Below are 14,756 nucleotides of genomic sequence, written 5' to 3'. Positions count from 1 at the left end.
TTTTCAGCTTGGTACCTGAAGCGAAGAAGAAGCTGGAAATCTCCGGCTGGTTACCGGCCACAACCAAATCACGTAGCCAGCGTGGTAACCCGTAGTAACGAAAGCTGTGTGTAGTCTTGGCGGTCGGTAGTTGTGAATGTCCTTAATGCCGACCGCCCATTTTCACAGCTGAAAGCGCATTCCTTAATCCATCAGTTATGGGTGACAGGTGTGAAACGTTGGAGTGCGCTTCCAGTTGTGTGGAGAACTAACCGGCGATGGCAGTCGCCCGCTTCATTAAGCGCCCTACCCTGGGTGCTTATTAAAGCGAACCAAAATCATTTTCTCTCGCCGTAAGGCGCGGGATTCGTGCAACCAAAATTCAGCGTCGTGCAGGACGCTTATATAACGGAGAAACTAACCATGACGAACGCACAGACCGTCACCGATTTACAACCACGCATGACCAGAGAGCAGTTGATCGACGCTGCCCGTAAAGCGGCCGCACTCCTTCCCCCGGCTTATCGCGGGATCATGACCGAACTGGCTAACCGCCTTGATATCACTAGCGTGGCGCTTTGCGAGGCCATGCAACAGCGCTCCGTTCTCGCTATCGAGAACACTGTACTTCGTGATGATGTTACCTGCTGGGCTAAAGAGTGTGATCGTATTGTCGAGCGTCACACCAAGAAGCGCACCAATATGCATCTGCTGGAAGCCCAGAAAGAACTTCGTGAATTAGCACCGGCAACGGACGTTGTTCTTGCTGAAATTAGGCAAAGCACTATTCCTGATGGATGGAAGCTCGTTCCGGAGAAAATGTATCTGGACGCGTCTGACATTGAGTCTATTTGTGACAGCTGCGGCAACGGTGATGAGCGATACGGGGATTTCACTGATGGCATTCTCTGGGTAGGCGAGCTGAGCAACGATGGTGTAATCAAATACGGTCTCAATATCGCGAACGCTGATTACCCGGATGAAGGGTCAGTAACTATCCATGAGTTCAAAGATATCGTCGGTAAGGGATCATTCTGATGGCTAACTCATTCAAGCAGATGTCCCGCGACGGGACTATCAAGCGCACTGATACCGGCATGTTCATCAGCCTCGACGATATCCATGTTCGCGCAGGATTCAACAAGCGTCATGACGACGATGAACGCACCATCCAGGCAGACGATGAGCTGTTTACCTATCTGATGAACGGTGGTTCGGTTCCTCCACTGGAAGTTATCGCGCGTGATGAAGGTGGTGTCTGGGTCGTTGAAGGCCACCGCCGTCGCCGCTGCTATGAGCGCTGCCGTGCAGCCGGTAAGCCAGTAGACCGCATTCACATCATGCCGTTTAACGGTAACGATGTGCAGCGCCTGGCGCGGATCATGACCAGCAATAACCAGTTGCCCCTTTCCGATATTGAGCAGGCTGCGGTTATTCAGGAGTTGCACAACGCATTTAACCAGACCACCAGCGAGATTGCGAAGCTGGTCAATAAGTCAGTCGGTACCGTTGAAAAGTTACTGACACTCAGCACCGCGAATTATGACGTTCAGCAGGAAGTTAAATCCGGGGCCGTATCCGTTGATGTTGCTGTTGATCGCGTAAAAGAGTACGGCGAAAAGGCTGGCGAGGTGCTGCAGCACGATAAAGCAGTTGCGGCTGCCCAGGGTAAAACGAAAGTTACCCGCAGCGCTATCGCTCCAGAACTCAGCATCAAGAATGCGCGTCGTTTCGTGGAACTGATGGCCCAGGCTGAGATCAGTGACGAAGGGGTGTTCACCATCCAGGGTGCTGCGCTGGCTGAAGCTCTGTCCATCATCGACGAACACAAAGCGATTGCTGAAGCGCGTGAAACCTATCGCCTGTCTCAGCCAATCCCTTCGGCTGAGGTGCGCGGGAAAATCCTTTACGTGTCACTCGATGGCGAAGAGATCGGGTCGGCCCCTATCTATCGCGGCAAGAACGTGAGCCTCAATGGTGTCGTTACCAGCCAGTCAAAGGCTGTGGCCCACTTCGTTAAGCAGCACAAACTTCAGCAGGAAGCGAATCATGACAACCAATAAACCAATGACCGGCGAGCAATTGGATGAACTGATGGCCGTTGCAGTTCGTATGCAACGCGATGCTGAAGTTGCTCGTGACTTCCCTTCTGCCAACTTCGCTTATGCAGTTCAGGTTGCTGTTCATGAACTTGGTAAGGTTCAAACTGATTTTGTGGCGCTGACTGCGGAGAATGCAGTGCTTAAACACGCAATGACCTCTAACCCTTGGGCATGAATAGTTTTGGAAAAATCAACTGGATGTTTACAACGCAATCTAAAAGAAAAAAATAGTAGATAAACTCCGTAAGAGAGATCGTTTATAATATTGCACTCTATAAATTACAACTTTTCAAGTGAGAGAATATGAACCAGAACCCATTTTCAATATATGATTTCCTCGGTTACCTTATACCAGGAGGATTGTTTCTATATCTTCTATACTTTTGCGGAATCACTCTTGACTGGGACGTAATTATCCAGCTAAAGAAAGCAGCAATTGAACAGGAGTCTTCTCTCAGTTTGCTAGGATATTCTTCAATTGTAATACTCGCATATATCATTGGCCATGCGATAGCAATTTGCTCTGCTTTTTTAGTGGAAAAGTACATGAATGATACATTACAGTACCCTTCAATTTATCTTTTCTGGGAGTTAAATAATCATTTCAAAGATGTAGTAAAGAAAAATTGGGGGAGAAGATTTAAGTATATAATTATTAAAACAATTCTATGCCCAATCTGGTTCCTTGACTTAATTACTTTTAATAAACTTTACTCTAGAGAGCTTACTAAGGAATTAGCCACTCCTCTATGGAAAATGCTAGCCAAATCCTATCAATATTTTTTCTCAGTTGATTTAAACCAATTGAAAAATAATTTTGCTTTGCAAGGGGATCTATTTAGACTTGCCTATCATTATTCTTATGACCACTCCTCCAACCACCAACCAAAAATACAAAATTACGTGGCTTTATATGGATTTTGCAGGAACGTTTGCTTGGTCTTTTTAATCTTTTTTTGGGTGGCTCTTTTTACCCTTTCGATTAATATATGGTCAGGAAACAACTCCCATTTCAATCTTATATCAACATTAGCTATGCTTTTGATGACATATATTTTTTATTGTGGGTTCGTCAAATTTTATAGAAGGTTCACTCTTGAAGTATTCATGGCATTTAGCGTTTTGAAAACCAATTGATATGTTGCCGGGTGCAGCCGGTTTAGTGGAGAAAATACTATGAACGGACAAAGCCAACGTTTTCTAACTCCAGATGATCTATATCAGCTTACTGGTTATCGCCGCCCTTCCCTTCAGTGCAAGGCGCTGAAAGAGAGCGGTGTATTTTTTGTTCCACGTAAGGATGGAAGACCCGGGACTACCTGGGATCATGTTTCCAACCCTGCTGGACTTAAGCTGGTAGTAAGCAATCCTGAGGAAGAAGAACCAAACTTCAAGGACATGTGCTAATGCCCAGAGCTCGTAAAAATCCAGAAGATAACTGGATGCCGCCCCGCGTTCGCCGGGGCAAGTCTGCCTATGAATTTCGTACGCCAGAAGGCGGAACAGTCAGGCTGTGCAATGCCGATTTCACCAAAGCACAGGTCTGGTCGGCTTATGAGAATTTTATAAATGACACCAAGGTGCGCACTAATTTTAATGCTCTGTGTGAGGAGTTCTTTAATTCCGGGGATTTCCACGAGCTGGCTACCGAAACTCGTAAGGACTACAGAAAATACGGCGCAAAGGTGACTGTTGTGTTTGGCAAGATGAAACCAGACAACATCAAGCCAGAGCATATCCGTAAGTATATGGACAAGCGAGGCGTAAAAAGCCGTGTCCAGGCGAACCGGGAAAAAGCTTTTATTTCTCGTGTATTCAGGTGGGCATATGAACGAGGCAAAGTGAAGATGAATCCTTGCCAGGGGGTGAAGCAGTTTAAGGAAAAAGCCAGAACTCGCTATGTCACTGACAGGGAGTACGAGGCTCTATTAAGCGTTGCTCACACCCCAGTGAAAGTGGCTATGGAACTTGCTTATTTATGCTGCGCCAGGCAGGGGGATATCCTGGACCTGAAGAAAAGCCAGATCCTCCGTGAAGGCATCATGATCCAGCAGAGCAAAACCGCAGTCCACCAAATTAAAGCATGGACAGAACGCCTTGATAAAGCAGTGAGGCTTGCTGAATCTCTCCCCCTAAATCCCGGCATGGTGAGTATTTTCCTGCTCCACCAGCCGTCTGGCTTAAGGTATACCAGAGATGCGTTCAATGCTCAGTGGACTAAAGCTAAAGCACTTGCAGCTGAAAAATTCCCGGAGCTTGATTTCAAATTTACTTTCCACGATTTGAAAGCGAAAGGGATATCGGATCTTGAAGGAACGCTGAATGATAAACAGGGAATAGCTGGCCATAAAAATGCGTCACAGACTGCACGCTATGACAGAAAAATACCTATCGTTCCGGTAGTCGGGGGGCAGTAATGCCCTCTTCATATGGCGAAAGCGAATGGCGAAACAATGGCGAATGGCGAAATTTAGGTAATAAAAAACCACCTTTCGGTGGTTTATACGACACTGCTTATCATTGATTTTATTCTTCTTTTCCCATGGTAGCCGGAGTGGGACTTGAACCCACACAGCGCGAACGCCGAGGGATTTTAAATCCCTTGTGTCTACCGATTCCACCATCCGGCCTCGGGAAGAAAGTGGAGGCGCGTTCCGGAGTCGAACCGGACTAGACGGATTTGCAATCCGCTACATAACCGCTTTGCTAACGCGCCTTAAATCTTTTGTCTTGCGACTGACACCCGCTATTGCGCATGTCTTAAATTTGGAGCGGGAAACGAGACTCGAACTCGCGACCCCGACCTTGGCAAGGTCGTGCTCTACCAACTGAGCTATTCCCGCATTCATCAAGTCATTATGCTAATCACTTGATTTTGCTATCGACTAACGGGCCGTGCCGTCGTTCGATGCGTTGCATTCTACTTACCTGACGTTTTGAGTCAACGTTAATTTTCGCAAGGATAGATCGTTTGCTGAAAATTGCGCCGAAACGATCACTGATCAAGCAAATCGCCGCGCGCGGCGTTCAAATATTGCAACATTGACCACAGGGTCAGCACCGCCGCGACCATAAACAGGCCAATACCTGCCCACTCTACCCACTCGTTTGGACGCCACAGCATCCATACCAGTGCCGCCATCTGCGCGGTGGTTTTCACCTTACCGATCCAGGAGACCGCCACGCTGCTGCGTTTACCCAGTTCCGCCATCCACTCGCGCAGGGCAGAGATAATAATTTCACGGGCAATCATGGTCGCCGCAGGCAGTGTGACCCACCAGCTGTGATAGTGCTCAACCACCAGTACCATGGCGATGGCCACCATCACCTTGTCAGCCACCGGATCGAGGAACGCGCCGAAACGGGTGCTTTGATTCCAGCGACGCGCCAGGTAGCCGTCGAACCAGTCAGTGACTGCCGCAACAAAAAAGATAAGTGCACATGCGAAAGGCGCCCAGACAAATGGCAGATAAAACGCCAGTACGAAGAAAGGAATGAGAACGACGCGGAAAAGCGTCAGCAATGTAGGGATATTTAATCGCATAGTGACGGTAACTGTTTGTTGTCAGTAATTATTAGCCCTATGTTGCTACAGAGCCCTCAATGTTTCAACGAGTAGTAGATCTTTTCTGCCAGCCCTTGCGAAATACCTGGCACTTTTGCAATTTCCTCTACGCTGGCGTTGAGTAATCCTTGCAAACCGCCCATATATTTCAGCAACATCTGGCGACGTTTTGGCCCGACCCCTTCGATCGTTTCCAGGGTGCTGGTATTTTTTACCTTTGCCCGTTTTTTACGGTGACCGCTAATGGCATGAGCGTGCGACTCATCGCGAATATGCTGGATCACATGGAGCGCAGGTGAGTCCGGCGGCAGGCTAAAGCCCTCCCCTTCCGGCTCAAGGAACAGCGTCTCCAGCCCGGCTTTACGATCGGTGCCTTTCGCCACGCCCAGCAGCAGCGGATGATGCTTATCCCAGCTTACGTCCAGCTCAGCAAAAACGGATTTTGCCTGTGCAAGTTGGCCTTTACCACCGTCAATCAGGATAACGTCCGGGATCTTACTCTCTTCAATAGCTTTGCCATAGCGACGGCACAGCACCTGGTTCATGGCCGCGTAATCGTCACCGGGAGTGATATCCGTAATGTTGTAGCGCCGGTACTCCGCCCGTAGCGGTCCGTTAGCATCAAATACCACGCAGGAGGCCACCGTCTGCTCCCCCATCGTATGACTGATGTCGAAACACTCCATCCGTTTCACTTCCGGCAGCTTAAGCACGGTTGCCAGCGCGATAAGACGCTGATGAACGGTCGACTGCTGCGACAGTTTGGTGGTCAACGCCGTTGCCGCATTGGTGCGCGCCAGCTTGAGGTAGCGGGCACGATCGCCGCGCGGTTTGGTCTGGACGTTAACCCGGCGTCCCGCCAGCTCCGACAGCGAATCTGACAGCAGCGTTTTATCGCTGAGATTAAAATCGAGCAAAATTTCCGACGGCAGGGTTCGCATCTGGCTGCCCTGCAAATAGAACTGGCCAACAAAGGTCTCGACCACTTCACCCAGTTCGGTACCGCCCGGCACTTTCGGGAAATAGCTGCGGCTGCCCAGCACCTTACCCTGGCGGATAAAGAGTACATGTACGCAGGCCATGCCCGCATCGAACGACACGCCAATCACGTCCAGGTCATCGCCGGTATTAGAGACAAACTGTTTTTCCGTGACTCGTCGTACCGCCTGGATCTGATCGCGGATCCGCGCCGCCTCTTCAAAGTTCAGCGCCTGGCTGGCCTTCTCCATGCGGGCAATAAGCTGGTTCAGCACCTGATCGTCTTTACCGGCCAGGAACAGGCGCACATATTCCACCTGCTGGGCATACTCCTCTTCGCTGACCAACCCTTCCACGCAGGGTCCAAGGCAACGGCCTATCTGGTACTGCAGACAGGGACGGGAGCGGTTGCGATAGACGCTGTTTTCGCACTGCCGAATCGGGAAAATCTTTTGCAGCAGGGCCAGCGTCTCCCGCACGGCATAGCCGTTGGGGAACGGGCCGAAATATTCGCCTTTCGCATGTTTGGCACCGCGATGGGTAGCCAGACGCGGATGGGTATCGCTGCTGAGAAAAATAAACGGGTAGGATTTGTCGTCACGCAGCAGCACGTTATAACGCGGCTGGTAGAGCTTGATGTAGTTATGCTCCAGCAACAGCGCTTCGGTCTCTGTGTGGGTCACAGTGACGTCAATCTGCTGGATCTGAGCGACCAGCGCTTCAGTTTTGCGGGAGGCAAGATTGCTGCGGAAATAGCTGGAAAGACGCTTCTTAAGATCTTTCGCTTTACCGACGTAAATAACCGTCCCGCCTGCGTCATACATCCGGTAGACGCCTGGCTGGCTGGTGACGGTTTTCAGGAAAGCACTGGAATCAAACACTTCACTCACTGACTAATTAGGGTCTCGGCATTGCACAGACCATGACGGATGGCCAGGTGAGTGAGTTCGACATCGCCATGAATGTTCAGCTTACTGAACATACGGTAGCGGTAGCTGTTCACCGTTTTCGGGCTGAGATTAAGCTGCTCAGAGATCTCATTCACCTTCTGGCCTTTGGTAATCATCAGCATAATCTGCAATTCGCGCTCAGACAAACTGGCAAACGGTGATTCGGTCTTTTCTGGTTCAATCTGGCTGAGCGCCATTTGTTGCGCGATATCAGAAGCGATATAGCGCTGCCCGGAATAGACAGAACGGATAGCGTTAACAACTTCCTGAGGGGCTGCGCCCTTGCTCAGGTAGCCCGCGGCGCCCGCCTGCATCACTTTTGCAGGAAGAGGATTTTCAGTGTGAACCGTCAGCATGATCACTTTGGTATCAACCCAGGCGCGCGCGATTTTACGCGTTGCTTCCAGGCCGCCAATACCGGGCATGTTCATGTCCATCAGGACAACATCTGCACTATTCGTCCGGCACCATTTTACGGCATCTTCACCGCAGCAGGCCTCGCCAGCAACTTTTATACCTTTAATATCTTCAAGAATGCGTCGTATCCCTGCGCGCACCAGTTCGTGGTCATCAACAAGAAGGACGTTGATCAAAGGAAATTCTCCAGAATAGGGATAACGCTACAGACAGTTAATTCGGCTCATATTAACGTTTTTTATCGCAAACTGAAAACGTTAAAAAATGCAGGCCTTCGTTATAACTCTCTTTTTTGGAAATTAACTTGTACATCAACTGGAAACGGAAGCCTTGCGCCATGCGGCTCAGGCGCCTTTTTTCAGGTTGATGTTTTCAAAAATTTACAAATTTTAGGGGCTATTTTTTTATTGTTAAAATACCTCACGTAATTTAGTAACAATAATTAACCTGCTAACTACCTTAGCTAAACAATACCCTCCGCTTAACGTCTTAAAAGTGTAGGGTGAATGGTCGTTCAATTAAATAAACAAAACGGCTGAAAGTACAAAAAACAAGCACTGCGTTTTTTTTTAAGGCTTGTGGTATACTCCGCCGCCTTGAACTTTGAACTATGCGCTCAAGCGCCGTTTTTATCATGAGGAAAATAAATGAGCACACCTGATTTTGCCACTGCTGAGAATAATCAAGAACTGGCACAGGAAGTCTCCTGTCTGAAATCTCTGTTGACCCTGATGCTGCAGGCGATGGGCCAGGCGGATGCCGGTCGTGTGATCATTAAGATGGAACGCCAGATTGCCCAGATGGAAGACCAGGCTCAGGCTGAGGTATTTTCCAGCACCGTTAAGCAAATCAAACAAGCTTACCGTCAATAAAACAAAAACGGCTGAAAGCAATGCATTCAGCCGTTTACTCGCCTGCCACGCAGAACTGAAGTGTAGTCAGATAATTCCCGTCGCTGCCGCATAGCAGCCTATTTGCGTTTTATTCGGCGCATTGAATTTCTTCTGCATATTCTTCTGGTGGAAGTTCACCGTATTCTCAGAGATAGAGAGAATAATTGCTATTTCTGCCGAGGTTTTGCCTTCCGCTGTCCATTTCAGGATCTCCTTCTCGCGCTTACTGAACTTCATCTCGGGTGGCATCACCATTTCATGCTCCAGGCGTAGCAGCGTGGTCAAGGCCATTTGCACCAGCATTTGCAGACGCAACTCAACCACTTCATTCGCCATCATATTGACCGACAGGCTGGTGCTGGAGACCGACAGGAACCCCATCGCATGATTAGGCAGCATCAGACACTGAGTGATCCCTTTGCGCAGACCGTGGTCGCGCGCGCCGTCCCATAAGGACTGCGCATCGGCAAATAAGGCGTCGTTCCAGGGTAAGTGCCCGTGGACGAAATTCTCGGGTTTCAGCACAGGATCGATGATGAAATAATTTTCCGCCTGATAGTGCGCCATCCACTGTTGCGGATAGGTTGAGTGCACCGAGACTTTCGGTCGGGTAAACGGTACCGGATGACGGACGCAGAGAGCGAAATACTCATAACCCAGGTTCTGAGTTTGACGCTGAAGTTCGGGATATACCTCGCTGGCGGATGTCATCCCCTGAAAACGGAGATAGCACTCCCGTCGCCATGTAAAAAAGTCTAAATCCTTCATACCAAGTGAATGAAGCCCCTGTAAAGATAATCATTATTATGATTTCTTAAATTAACACATAAATCTTATTTATATGTATAAAATATCGACCCTGAGGTAATTATCTACAGATTTTATGCACTTAGGGGTTTGTGGCGGGATAAAATCGCGGGACCATTCATTTCAGGGATGAATATTTTGCTCCGGAGATTAATTCCGGAGCAATTAAAAGCAAATATGCTACTGCATCAGGAATTTCTCAAGGAATTGCCGGGTACGGGGCTGCTGAGGATCGGCAAACAGCGCTTTCGCCGGCCCCTGCTCCACAATACGCCCCTGATCCATAAAAATCGCCCTGTCTGCCACGTCGCGGGCAAAGCTCATCTCATGGGTGACAATGACCATAGTACGTTTCTCCTGTGCCAGCTGGCGAATGGCATTCAGCACCTCCCCCACCAGCTCCGGATCCAGCGCAGAGGTAGGTTCATCAAACAGGATCACGTCAGGTCGCATCGCCAGGGCGCGGGCAATTGCCACACGCTGCTGCTGTCCACCGGAGAGACGGCGCGGGTAACTGCCCTCTTTCCCGGAAAGCCCCACTTTTGCCAGTAACTCCCGGGCGCGGGCTGTCGCCTCCTCTTTGGGTTCGCCTTTGACAATTACCGGGCCTTCAATGATGTTTTCCAGCACCGTGCGGTGAGGAAACAGATTAAAGCTCTGGAAGACAAAGCCGACATGCTGACGCAGACGACGAATCAGCCCTTTTTGCTGACCCAGCGACTTACCGGTATCAATGGTGATGTCACCCACGCGAATGGTGCCAGCTTCCGGATGCTCCAGCAGGTTGATACTGCGCAGTAGCGTGGTTTTACCGGACCCGCTGGGCCCGATAATCGCCACCACTTCGCCCTCCTGCACCTCCAGGTCGATGCCGTGCAGCACCGTCTGGCCGTGAAATTTCTTCACCAGGTTTTTAACGTCGATAGCACTCATTTCGGATCACGCTCCTGGCGGTTAAGCTGGTTTTCAAAATAGTTTTGCAGCGCGGACAGCACGGTTGCCATGATCCAGTAGATCAGCGAGGCGGCCAGATACATGGTAAAGACCTCCAGCGTGCGCGAGGTGATCAACTGCGCCTGACGGAACAGCTCCGGCACCTGAATGGTGGCCGCCAGCGAGGTGTCTTTTACCAGGCTAATGAAGCTATTGCTGAGCGGTGGCAGCGCCACGCGCGCAGCCTGAGGCAGGATGGCCCGGCGCAGGGTCTGCCACGGCGTCATCCCGATACTGGCTGCGGCTTCCCACTGGCCTTTGTCGATGGAGGAGATAGCTGCGCGCAGGGTTTCCGCCGCATAGGCAGCAGTATTAAGCGACAGACCGATCATTGCCGCCGGGATGGGATCCAGCTCAATACCAAACTGCGGCAGGCCGTAGTAAATCATGAACAGCTGGGCAATCAGCGGCGTGCCGCGGAAGATGGAAATATAAAAACGCGCCAGCCAGCGCACGGGCAGCAGAGGCGACATGCGCATCAACGCTAGCACAAAACCCAGCACCAGACCGAAAAACATCCCGCCAATACTCAGCTGCAGCGTAAATACTGCGCCTTTCAGCAGGTAGGGCAACGAATCAATCACCAGTTGAATACTTTCTTGCATTATGATTTTTCTGCCTGTGATTTAAACGTGAGGATGGTAGGCAAAGAGAGCCGGCGCCCCGCCAGTATGAATAAACAGAATCGGCCCTTCATCTTTGAAGCGTTTCTGTTCGATCCCGTCAATAAGTCCGGCCATGGCTTTGCCGGTATAGACCGGATCCAGCAAAATCCCTTCGAGACGTGCCAACAGTTTCACCGCCTCGGTGCCTTCGTCATTTGGCGTGCCGTAGCCCGGCGCGAAATAGTCATCCCACAGCACGATATCCGCCTTTGCGCTCACCTCCAGCTGCTGTGCCACCGCCTGTTGCAGCGACACTACCTTCGGTTTTTGATCGGCTACGCTGCGTGATACGGTAACGCCAATCAGCTCAACCTCCGGCATCAGCTGCTCCAGCCCGACCGCCAGCCCGGCATGGGTGCCTGCGCTACCGGAGGCGACCACCACCGAGGAGAGGCCGATCGTGCCTTCGCACTGCTGGGCAATTTCCAGGGCGCTTTCGACGTAGCCCAACGCACCCAGCGCATTCGAACCGCCAACCGGGATCACATACGGGCGAAAACCCTGGGCTTCAACGCGGGTCGCCAGCTCATTCAGCTGCGCCACGGGATCGGTCAGCGCATCGCACATCTCTATCTGCACGTTGAACAGATCCAGCAGCAGGCGGTTACCGTTGCTGAGGTAGTTTTCTGCCTTTGTGCCAATCGGGTTTTCCAGCAGGGCGATGCAGTGCAGGCCCAGCTTAGCCGCCACGGCCGCGGTCTGACGAACATGGTTGGACTGGATGGCGCCTGCGGTGATCAGCGTGTCGGCGCCTTCACGCAGGGCATCTGCCGCGAGGAACTCCAGCTTGCGCAGTTTGTTGCCCCCCATTGCTATGGGCGTCACGTCATCACGTTTGATAAGGATGTCGCGCCCCAGGTAATCCGATAAGCGCGGCAAATACTCCAGCGGCGTCGGCGCGCCGATAAATTCCAGGCGCGGAAAACGCGTCAGGTTCTGTAATGACATGAAAACCTCCATAACCCTGTCTAAGTCTAATTTTTTATTATGCACGTTGATGGCGAGGAAATAAAAAAGGCGCTTATCAAAGCGCCTTTTTTTTCAGTCAACTGCTTACTTTGTGACGTCTGCCCCGAACCATTTTTCGGAGAGCGCCTTCAGGCTGCCGTCTTTCTGCATCTCGGCAATGGCGCCGTCAACTGCTTTGACCAGATCCTCGTTGCCTTTGCGGATCGCAACGCCCGCTTCCTGACGGGAGAAGGCATCACCGGCAACGGCCAGGGTGTTGTTGGTTTTCTTCACCAGATCCAGCGCCGCCAGGCGGTCAACCAGAATGGCATCAATACGGCCTACGCGCAGATCCTGGTATTTGGTCGGGTCGTCATCATAGGTGCGGATATCAACACCCTGCACGTTCTGGCGCAGCCACTCTTCGTAGTTGGTCCCCAGACCGACGCCCACTTTTTTATCTTTCAGGTCGGCAGCAGATTTAATGGAGCCTTCGTTACCTTTTTTCACCAGCGCCTGGATACCGGAGACGGTATACGGGGTGGAGAAGTCATACTTTTTCTTACGTTCGTCAGAGATGGTGACCTGGTTAATCACCACATCAATACGTTTTGAGTCCAGCGACGCCAGCATGCCGTCCCATTTGGTCGGCTTCAGCGAGGCTTTCACACCGAGGTGTTTTGCCAGCTCTTCGGCAAACTCCACCTCAAAACCGGTCAGTTTACCGTCGTCACCCTGGAAGCTGAACGGAGGGTAGGTCCCTTCCAGCCCAACCAGCAGCGTGCCGCGCTCTTTAACTTTGTTTAAAAGACCCTCTGCGGCGAAGGTCTTGACGCTCATACCCGCAACCAGCGCAACGGCCATTACACCCATCAGCGCCTGACGACCCAGAAGTGCAAATTTCATACATACCCCGATATGATTGGAATTTTGGTTGTAGTGTAGGGCGTTCAACCACAAGGTCAAACACGACTGCGCTACATGTTATTCATTTTTAATATATATCAGAAGTTGTTTCACGGTGGACTTTCTGCTTCACCGCCATCGGCATTTGCGACCTGTATTGCGCATATTTGCGCAGCGCGATCCGGTAGTTGTTGGTGCTGGTCGCAGGCAGCCACGGCTCCAGATTTTCATCCAGATAACCGTCGGTCAGAAGCTCACGGGAAATATTCAGCGAGGTCAGATGCTGGCCAAGACGACGCAGACGCACAACGTACTCGCGCACCGTTCCGTGACTCATCTCTGTCTGTTCAAACAGGAACTGCTTGAAGCCAATAATATCGAAAAAGTCGCTCTGCTCTTTGCAGTGCAGGTCGCCACAAAAACGACATAACGCCACCCACTCCTGCTGCTCTTGCTGCCAGCCGGCTTCATCCAGCAGGGTATCGAGACGGGAGATCGCGATTTTATTGACGATCTCTCCACGACGGACCAGCGTGATGCGGTCAAGCAGTTTATGGCAATGGGCGCAATGCGTCTGGCTGTGTTTAAAGTCTTTCAGGTAGCGGCTTAATGGCCGTCTTTTAGATTGCTGCACCGTCATGATAACTCCTGGTTGTCAATACGTTGTGCGGCACTTAACGGGTGACAAGGATCACCTATAACTTACCCAGCTTGGTACGTAAGCGTTTAATGGCCTGGCTGTGCAGCTGGCTAACCCGCGACTCCCCTACTTCCAGCACGGCGCCAATCTCCTTGAGATTGAGCTCTTCCTGGTAATAAAGGGTCAGCACCAGTTGTTCGCGTTCCGGTAAAGCTTCAATAGCTTCCATTACGCGCTGGCGTACGTTGCCTTCCATTAACTGGTGCAACGGGTTTTCCTGCTGATGATCGTCCGTCACCAGTTCAATGCTATCGCCATGCTCTTCGCGCCACTCGTCATAAGAGAAGAGCTGGCTGTTGTTGGTATCGAGCAACATCTGACGGTAGTCGGCAGTAGTGATCCCCAGACGATCCGCAACTTCGGTTTCCGTCGCGTTACGTCCAAGCTCCTGTTCCAGCTGCCCCATCGCTTGCGCTACTTCGCGTGCATTGCGGCGGACGCTGCGCGGCACCCAATCCCGGCTGCGCAGTTCATCCAGCATCGCACCACGAATACGCTGTACTGCGTAAGTCGTAAATGCCGTTCCTTGCAGAGCGTCGTATCGGTCAACTGCATTCAGTAACCCGATCCCGCCCGCTTGTAGCAGATCGTCCAGTTCCACACTCGCCGGCAGACGTACCTGAAGCCGCAATGCTTCATGACGCACCAGCGGAACATAACGCTGCCACAGCGAGTGTTTATCCATTACACCTTCAGCGGTATAGAGTGAATTCACGATAAACAGCCCTGCGTTAGTTGAGTTATCGGCATGATTATCCGATTCTGGAGGGGTTTTAATCGTGTGAATAGGGGGGGGAATGGGGGGTTATTTGGGGATTATTGCATTTATGGAAAGTAAAAACCCCGCCGGAGC

17 protein-coding genes and 3 tRNA genes are annotated in these 14,756 nt (G+C 51.1%); 7 read left to right on the top strand and 13 right to left on the bottom strand.

What is annotated here, in order from left to right; translation table 11 throughout:
• Nucleotides 1-402 precede the first annotated feature (402 nt).
• The 6 genes from DVA44_RS25950 (at nt 403) to DVA44_RS08455 (ending at nt 4,498) form a co-directional block, all read left to right on the top strand.
• Nucleotides 403-1,017, top strand: a complete 615-nt coding sequence (locus tag DVA44_RS25950) for a hypothetical protein (RefSeq protein ID WP_246843608.1) — start codon at nt 403-405, stop codon at nt 1,015-1,017.
• A complete protein-coding gene (locus DVA44_RS08475) occupies nt 1,017-2,042 on the top strand; it encodes a chromosome partitioning protein ParB (protein ID WP_180210735.1) in 1,026 nt (341 codons plus the stop codon). Before DVA44_RS25950 ends, DVA44_RS08475 begins: the two co-directional genes overlap by 1 nt.
• Entirely contained in the window at nt 2,029-2,256 is a 228-nt protein-coding gene (locus DVA44_RS08470) for a hypothetical protein (RefSeq protein ID WP_210405528.1), read from the top strand. The genes DVA44_RS08475 and DVA44_RS08470 overlap by 14 nt, the downstream gene beginning before the upstream one ends.
• A 128-nt stretch (nt 2,257-2,384) precedes the next feature.
• Nucleotides 2,385-3,218: a hypothetical protein gene (locus DVA44_RS08465; protein ID WP_114386240.1), complete on the top strand. Its 834-nt coding sequence runs from the start codon at nt 2,385-2,387 to the stop codon at nt 3,216-3,218.
• A gap of 39 nt (nt 3,219-3,257) precedes the next feature.
• A complete protein-coding gene (locus tag DVA44_RS08460) occupies nt 3,258-3,488 on the top strand; it encodes a DUF4224 domain-containing protein (RefSeq protein ID WP_114386238.1) in 231 nt (76 codons plus the stop codon).
• The gene (locus DVA44_RS08455; protein WP_114386236.1) at nt 3,488-4,498 is read left to right on the top strand and encodes a tyrosine-type recombinase/integrase; all 1,011 of its coding nucleotides are present in this window, start codon (nt 3,488-3,490) and stop codon (nt 4,496-4,498) included. The genes DVA44_RS08460 and DVA44_RS08455 overlap by 1 nt, the downstream gene beginning before the upstream one ends.
• Nucleotides 4,499-4,624: 126 nt before the next feature.
• Here DVA44_RS08455 and DVA44_RS08450 read toward each other — a convergent pair.
• The 6 genes from DVA44_RS08450 to uvrY all read right to left on the bottom strand — a co-directional run bounded on the left by DVA44_RS08450 (nt 4,625) and on the right by uvrY (nt 8,167).
• A tRNA-Leu gene (locus DVA44_RS08450) sits at nt 4,625-4,711 on the bottom strand.
• Nucleotides 4,712-4,723: 12 nt separating this feature from the next.
• A tRNA-Cys gene (locus tag DVA44_RS08445) sits at nt 4,724-4,797 on the bottom strand.
• A gap of 51 nt (nt 4,798-4,848) precedes the next feature.
• Nucleotides 4,849-4,924: transfer RNA gene (locus DVA44_RS08440), tRNA-Gly, on the bottom strand.
• A gap of 152 nt (nt 4,925-5,076) precedes the next feature.
• Nucleotides 5,077-5,625 (bottom strand): CDP-diacylglycerol--glycerol-3-phosphate 3-phosphatidyltransferase, encoded by a 549-nt coding sequence (gene pgsA, locus DVA44_RS08435; RefSeq protein ID WP_032612063.1) that lies wholly within the window; start codon nt 5,623-5,625, stop codon nt 5,077-5,079.
• Between the two features lie 56 nt (nt 5,626-5,681).
• Nucleotides 5,682-7,514 carry an excinuclease ABC subunit UvrC gene (gene uvrC, locus DVA44_RS08430; RefSeq protein ID WP_114386234.1) on the bottom strand — a complete coding sequence of 611 codons (1,833 nt, stop codon included), beginning with the start codon at nt 7,512-7,514 and terminating at the stop codon, nt 5,682-5,684.
• Nucleotides 7,511-8,167 carry a UvrY/SirA/GacA family response regulator transcription factor gene (uvrY, locus tag DVA44_RS08425; RefSeq protein WP_103180122.1) on the bottom strand — a complete coding sequence of 219 codons (657 nt, stop codon included), beginning with the start codon at nt 8,165-8,167 and terminating at the stop codon, nt 7,511-7,513. The genes uvrC and uvrY overlap by 4 nt, the downstream gene beginning before the upstream one ends.
• Before the next feature lie 471 nt (nt 8,168-8,638).
• Here uvrY and DVA44_RS08415 point away from each other — a divergent pair, with 471 nt between their 5' ends.
• Nucleotides 8,639-8,863 (top strand): DUF2594 family protein, encoded by a 225-nt coding sequence (locus tag DVA44_RS08415; RefSeq protein ID WP_103180123.1) that lies wholly within the window; start codon nt 8,639-8,641, stop codon nt 8,861-8,863.
• A 66-nt stretch (nt 8,864-8,929) separates the two neighbouring features.
• Here DVA44_RS08415 and sdiA read toward each other — a convergent pair whose 3' ends face one another.
• From sdiA to fliA, 7 genes are all read right to left on the bottom strand, one after another.
• Nucleotides 8,930-9,652: a transcriptional regulator SdiA gene (sdiA, locus tag DVA44_RS08410; RefSeq protein ID WP_114386230.1), complete on the bottom strand. Its 723-nt coding sequence runs from the start codon at nt 9,650-9,652 to the stop codon at nt 8,930-8,932.
• A gap of 219 nt (nt 9,653-9,871) precedes the next feature.
• A complete protein-coding gene (tcyN, locus tag DVA44_RS08405) occupies nt 9,872-10,624 on the bottom strand; it encodes an L-cystine ABC transporter ATP-binding protein TcyN (protein WP_103180125.1) in 753 nt (250 codons plus the stop codon).
• Entirely contained in the window at nt 10,621-11,289 is a 669-nt protein-coding gene (gene tcyL, locus DVA44_RS08400; protein ID WP_114386228.1) for a cystine ABC transporter permease, read from the bottom strand. Before tcyL ends, tcyN begins: the two co-directional genes overlap by 4 nt.
• 21 nt (nt 11,290-11,310) lie before the next feature.
• Nucleotides 11,311-12,297, bottom strand: a complete 987-nt coding sequence (gene dcyD / locus DVA44_RS08395) for a D-cysteine desulfhydrase (protein WP_114386226.1) — start codon at nt 12,295-12,297, stop codon at nt 11,311-11,313.
• Nucleotides 12,298-12,402: 105 nt separating this feature from the next.
• Entirely contained in the window at nt 12,403-13,203 is an 801-nt protein-coding gene (gene tcyJ / locus DVA44_RS08390) for a cystine ABC transporter substrate-binding protein (RefSeq protein WP_114314567.1), read from the bottom strand.
• Nucleotides 13,204-13,291: 88 nt separating this feature from the next.
• On the bottom strand, nt 13,292-13,843 hold the full coding sequence (gene fliZ, locus DVA44_RS08385) for a flagella biosynthesis regulatory protein FliZ (RefSeq protein WP_103180129.1): 552 nt from the start codon (nt 13,841-13,843) through the stop codon (nt 13,292-13,294).
• A gap of 55 nt (nt 13,844-13,898) precedes the next feature.
• Complete coding sequence (fliA, locus tag DVA44_RS08380) at nt 13,899-14,618, bottom strand: RNA polymerase sigma factor FliA (protein WP_039030897.1); 720 nt, start codon at nt 14,616-14,618, stop codon at nt 13,899-13,901.
• Nucleotides 14,619-14,756: the final 138 nt, after the last annotated feature.

The organism is Leclercia sp. W17 (assembly GCF_003336325.1).
GTDB lineage: Bacteria > Pseudomonadota > Gammaproteobacteria > Enterobacterales > Enterobacteriaceae > Enterobacter.
This window is presented reverse-complemented; position numbering and strand designations above follow the sequence as displayed.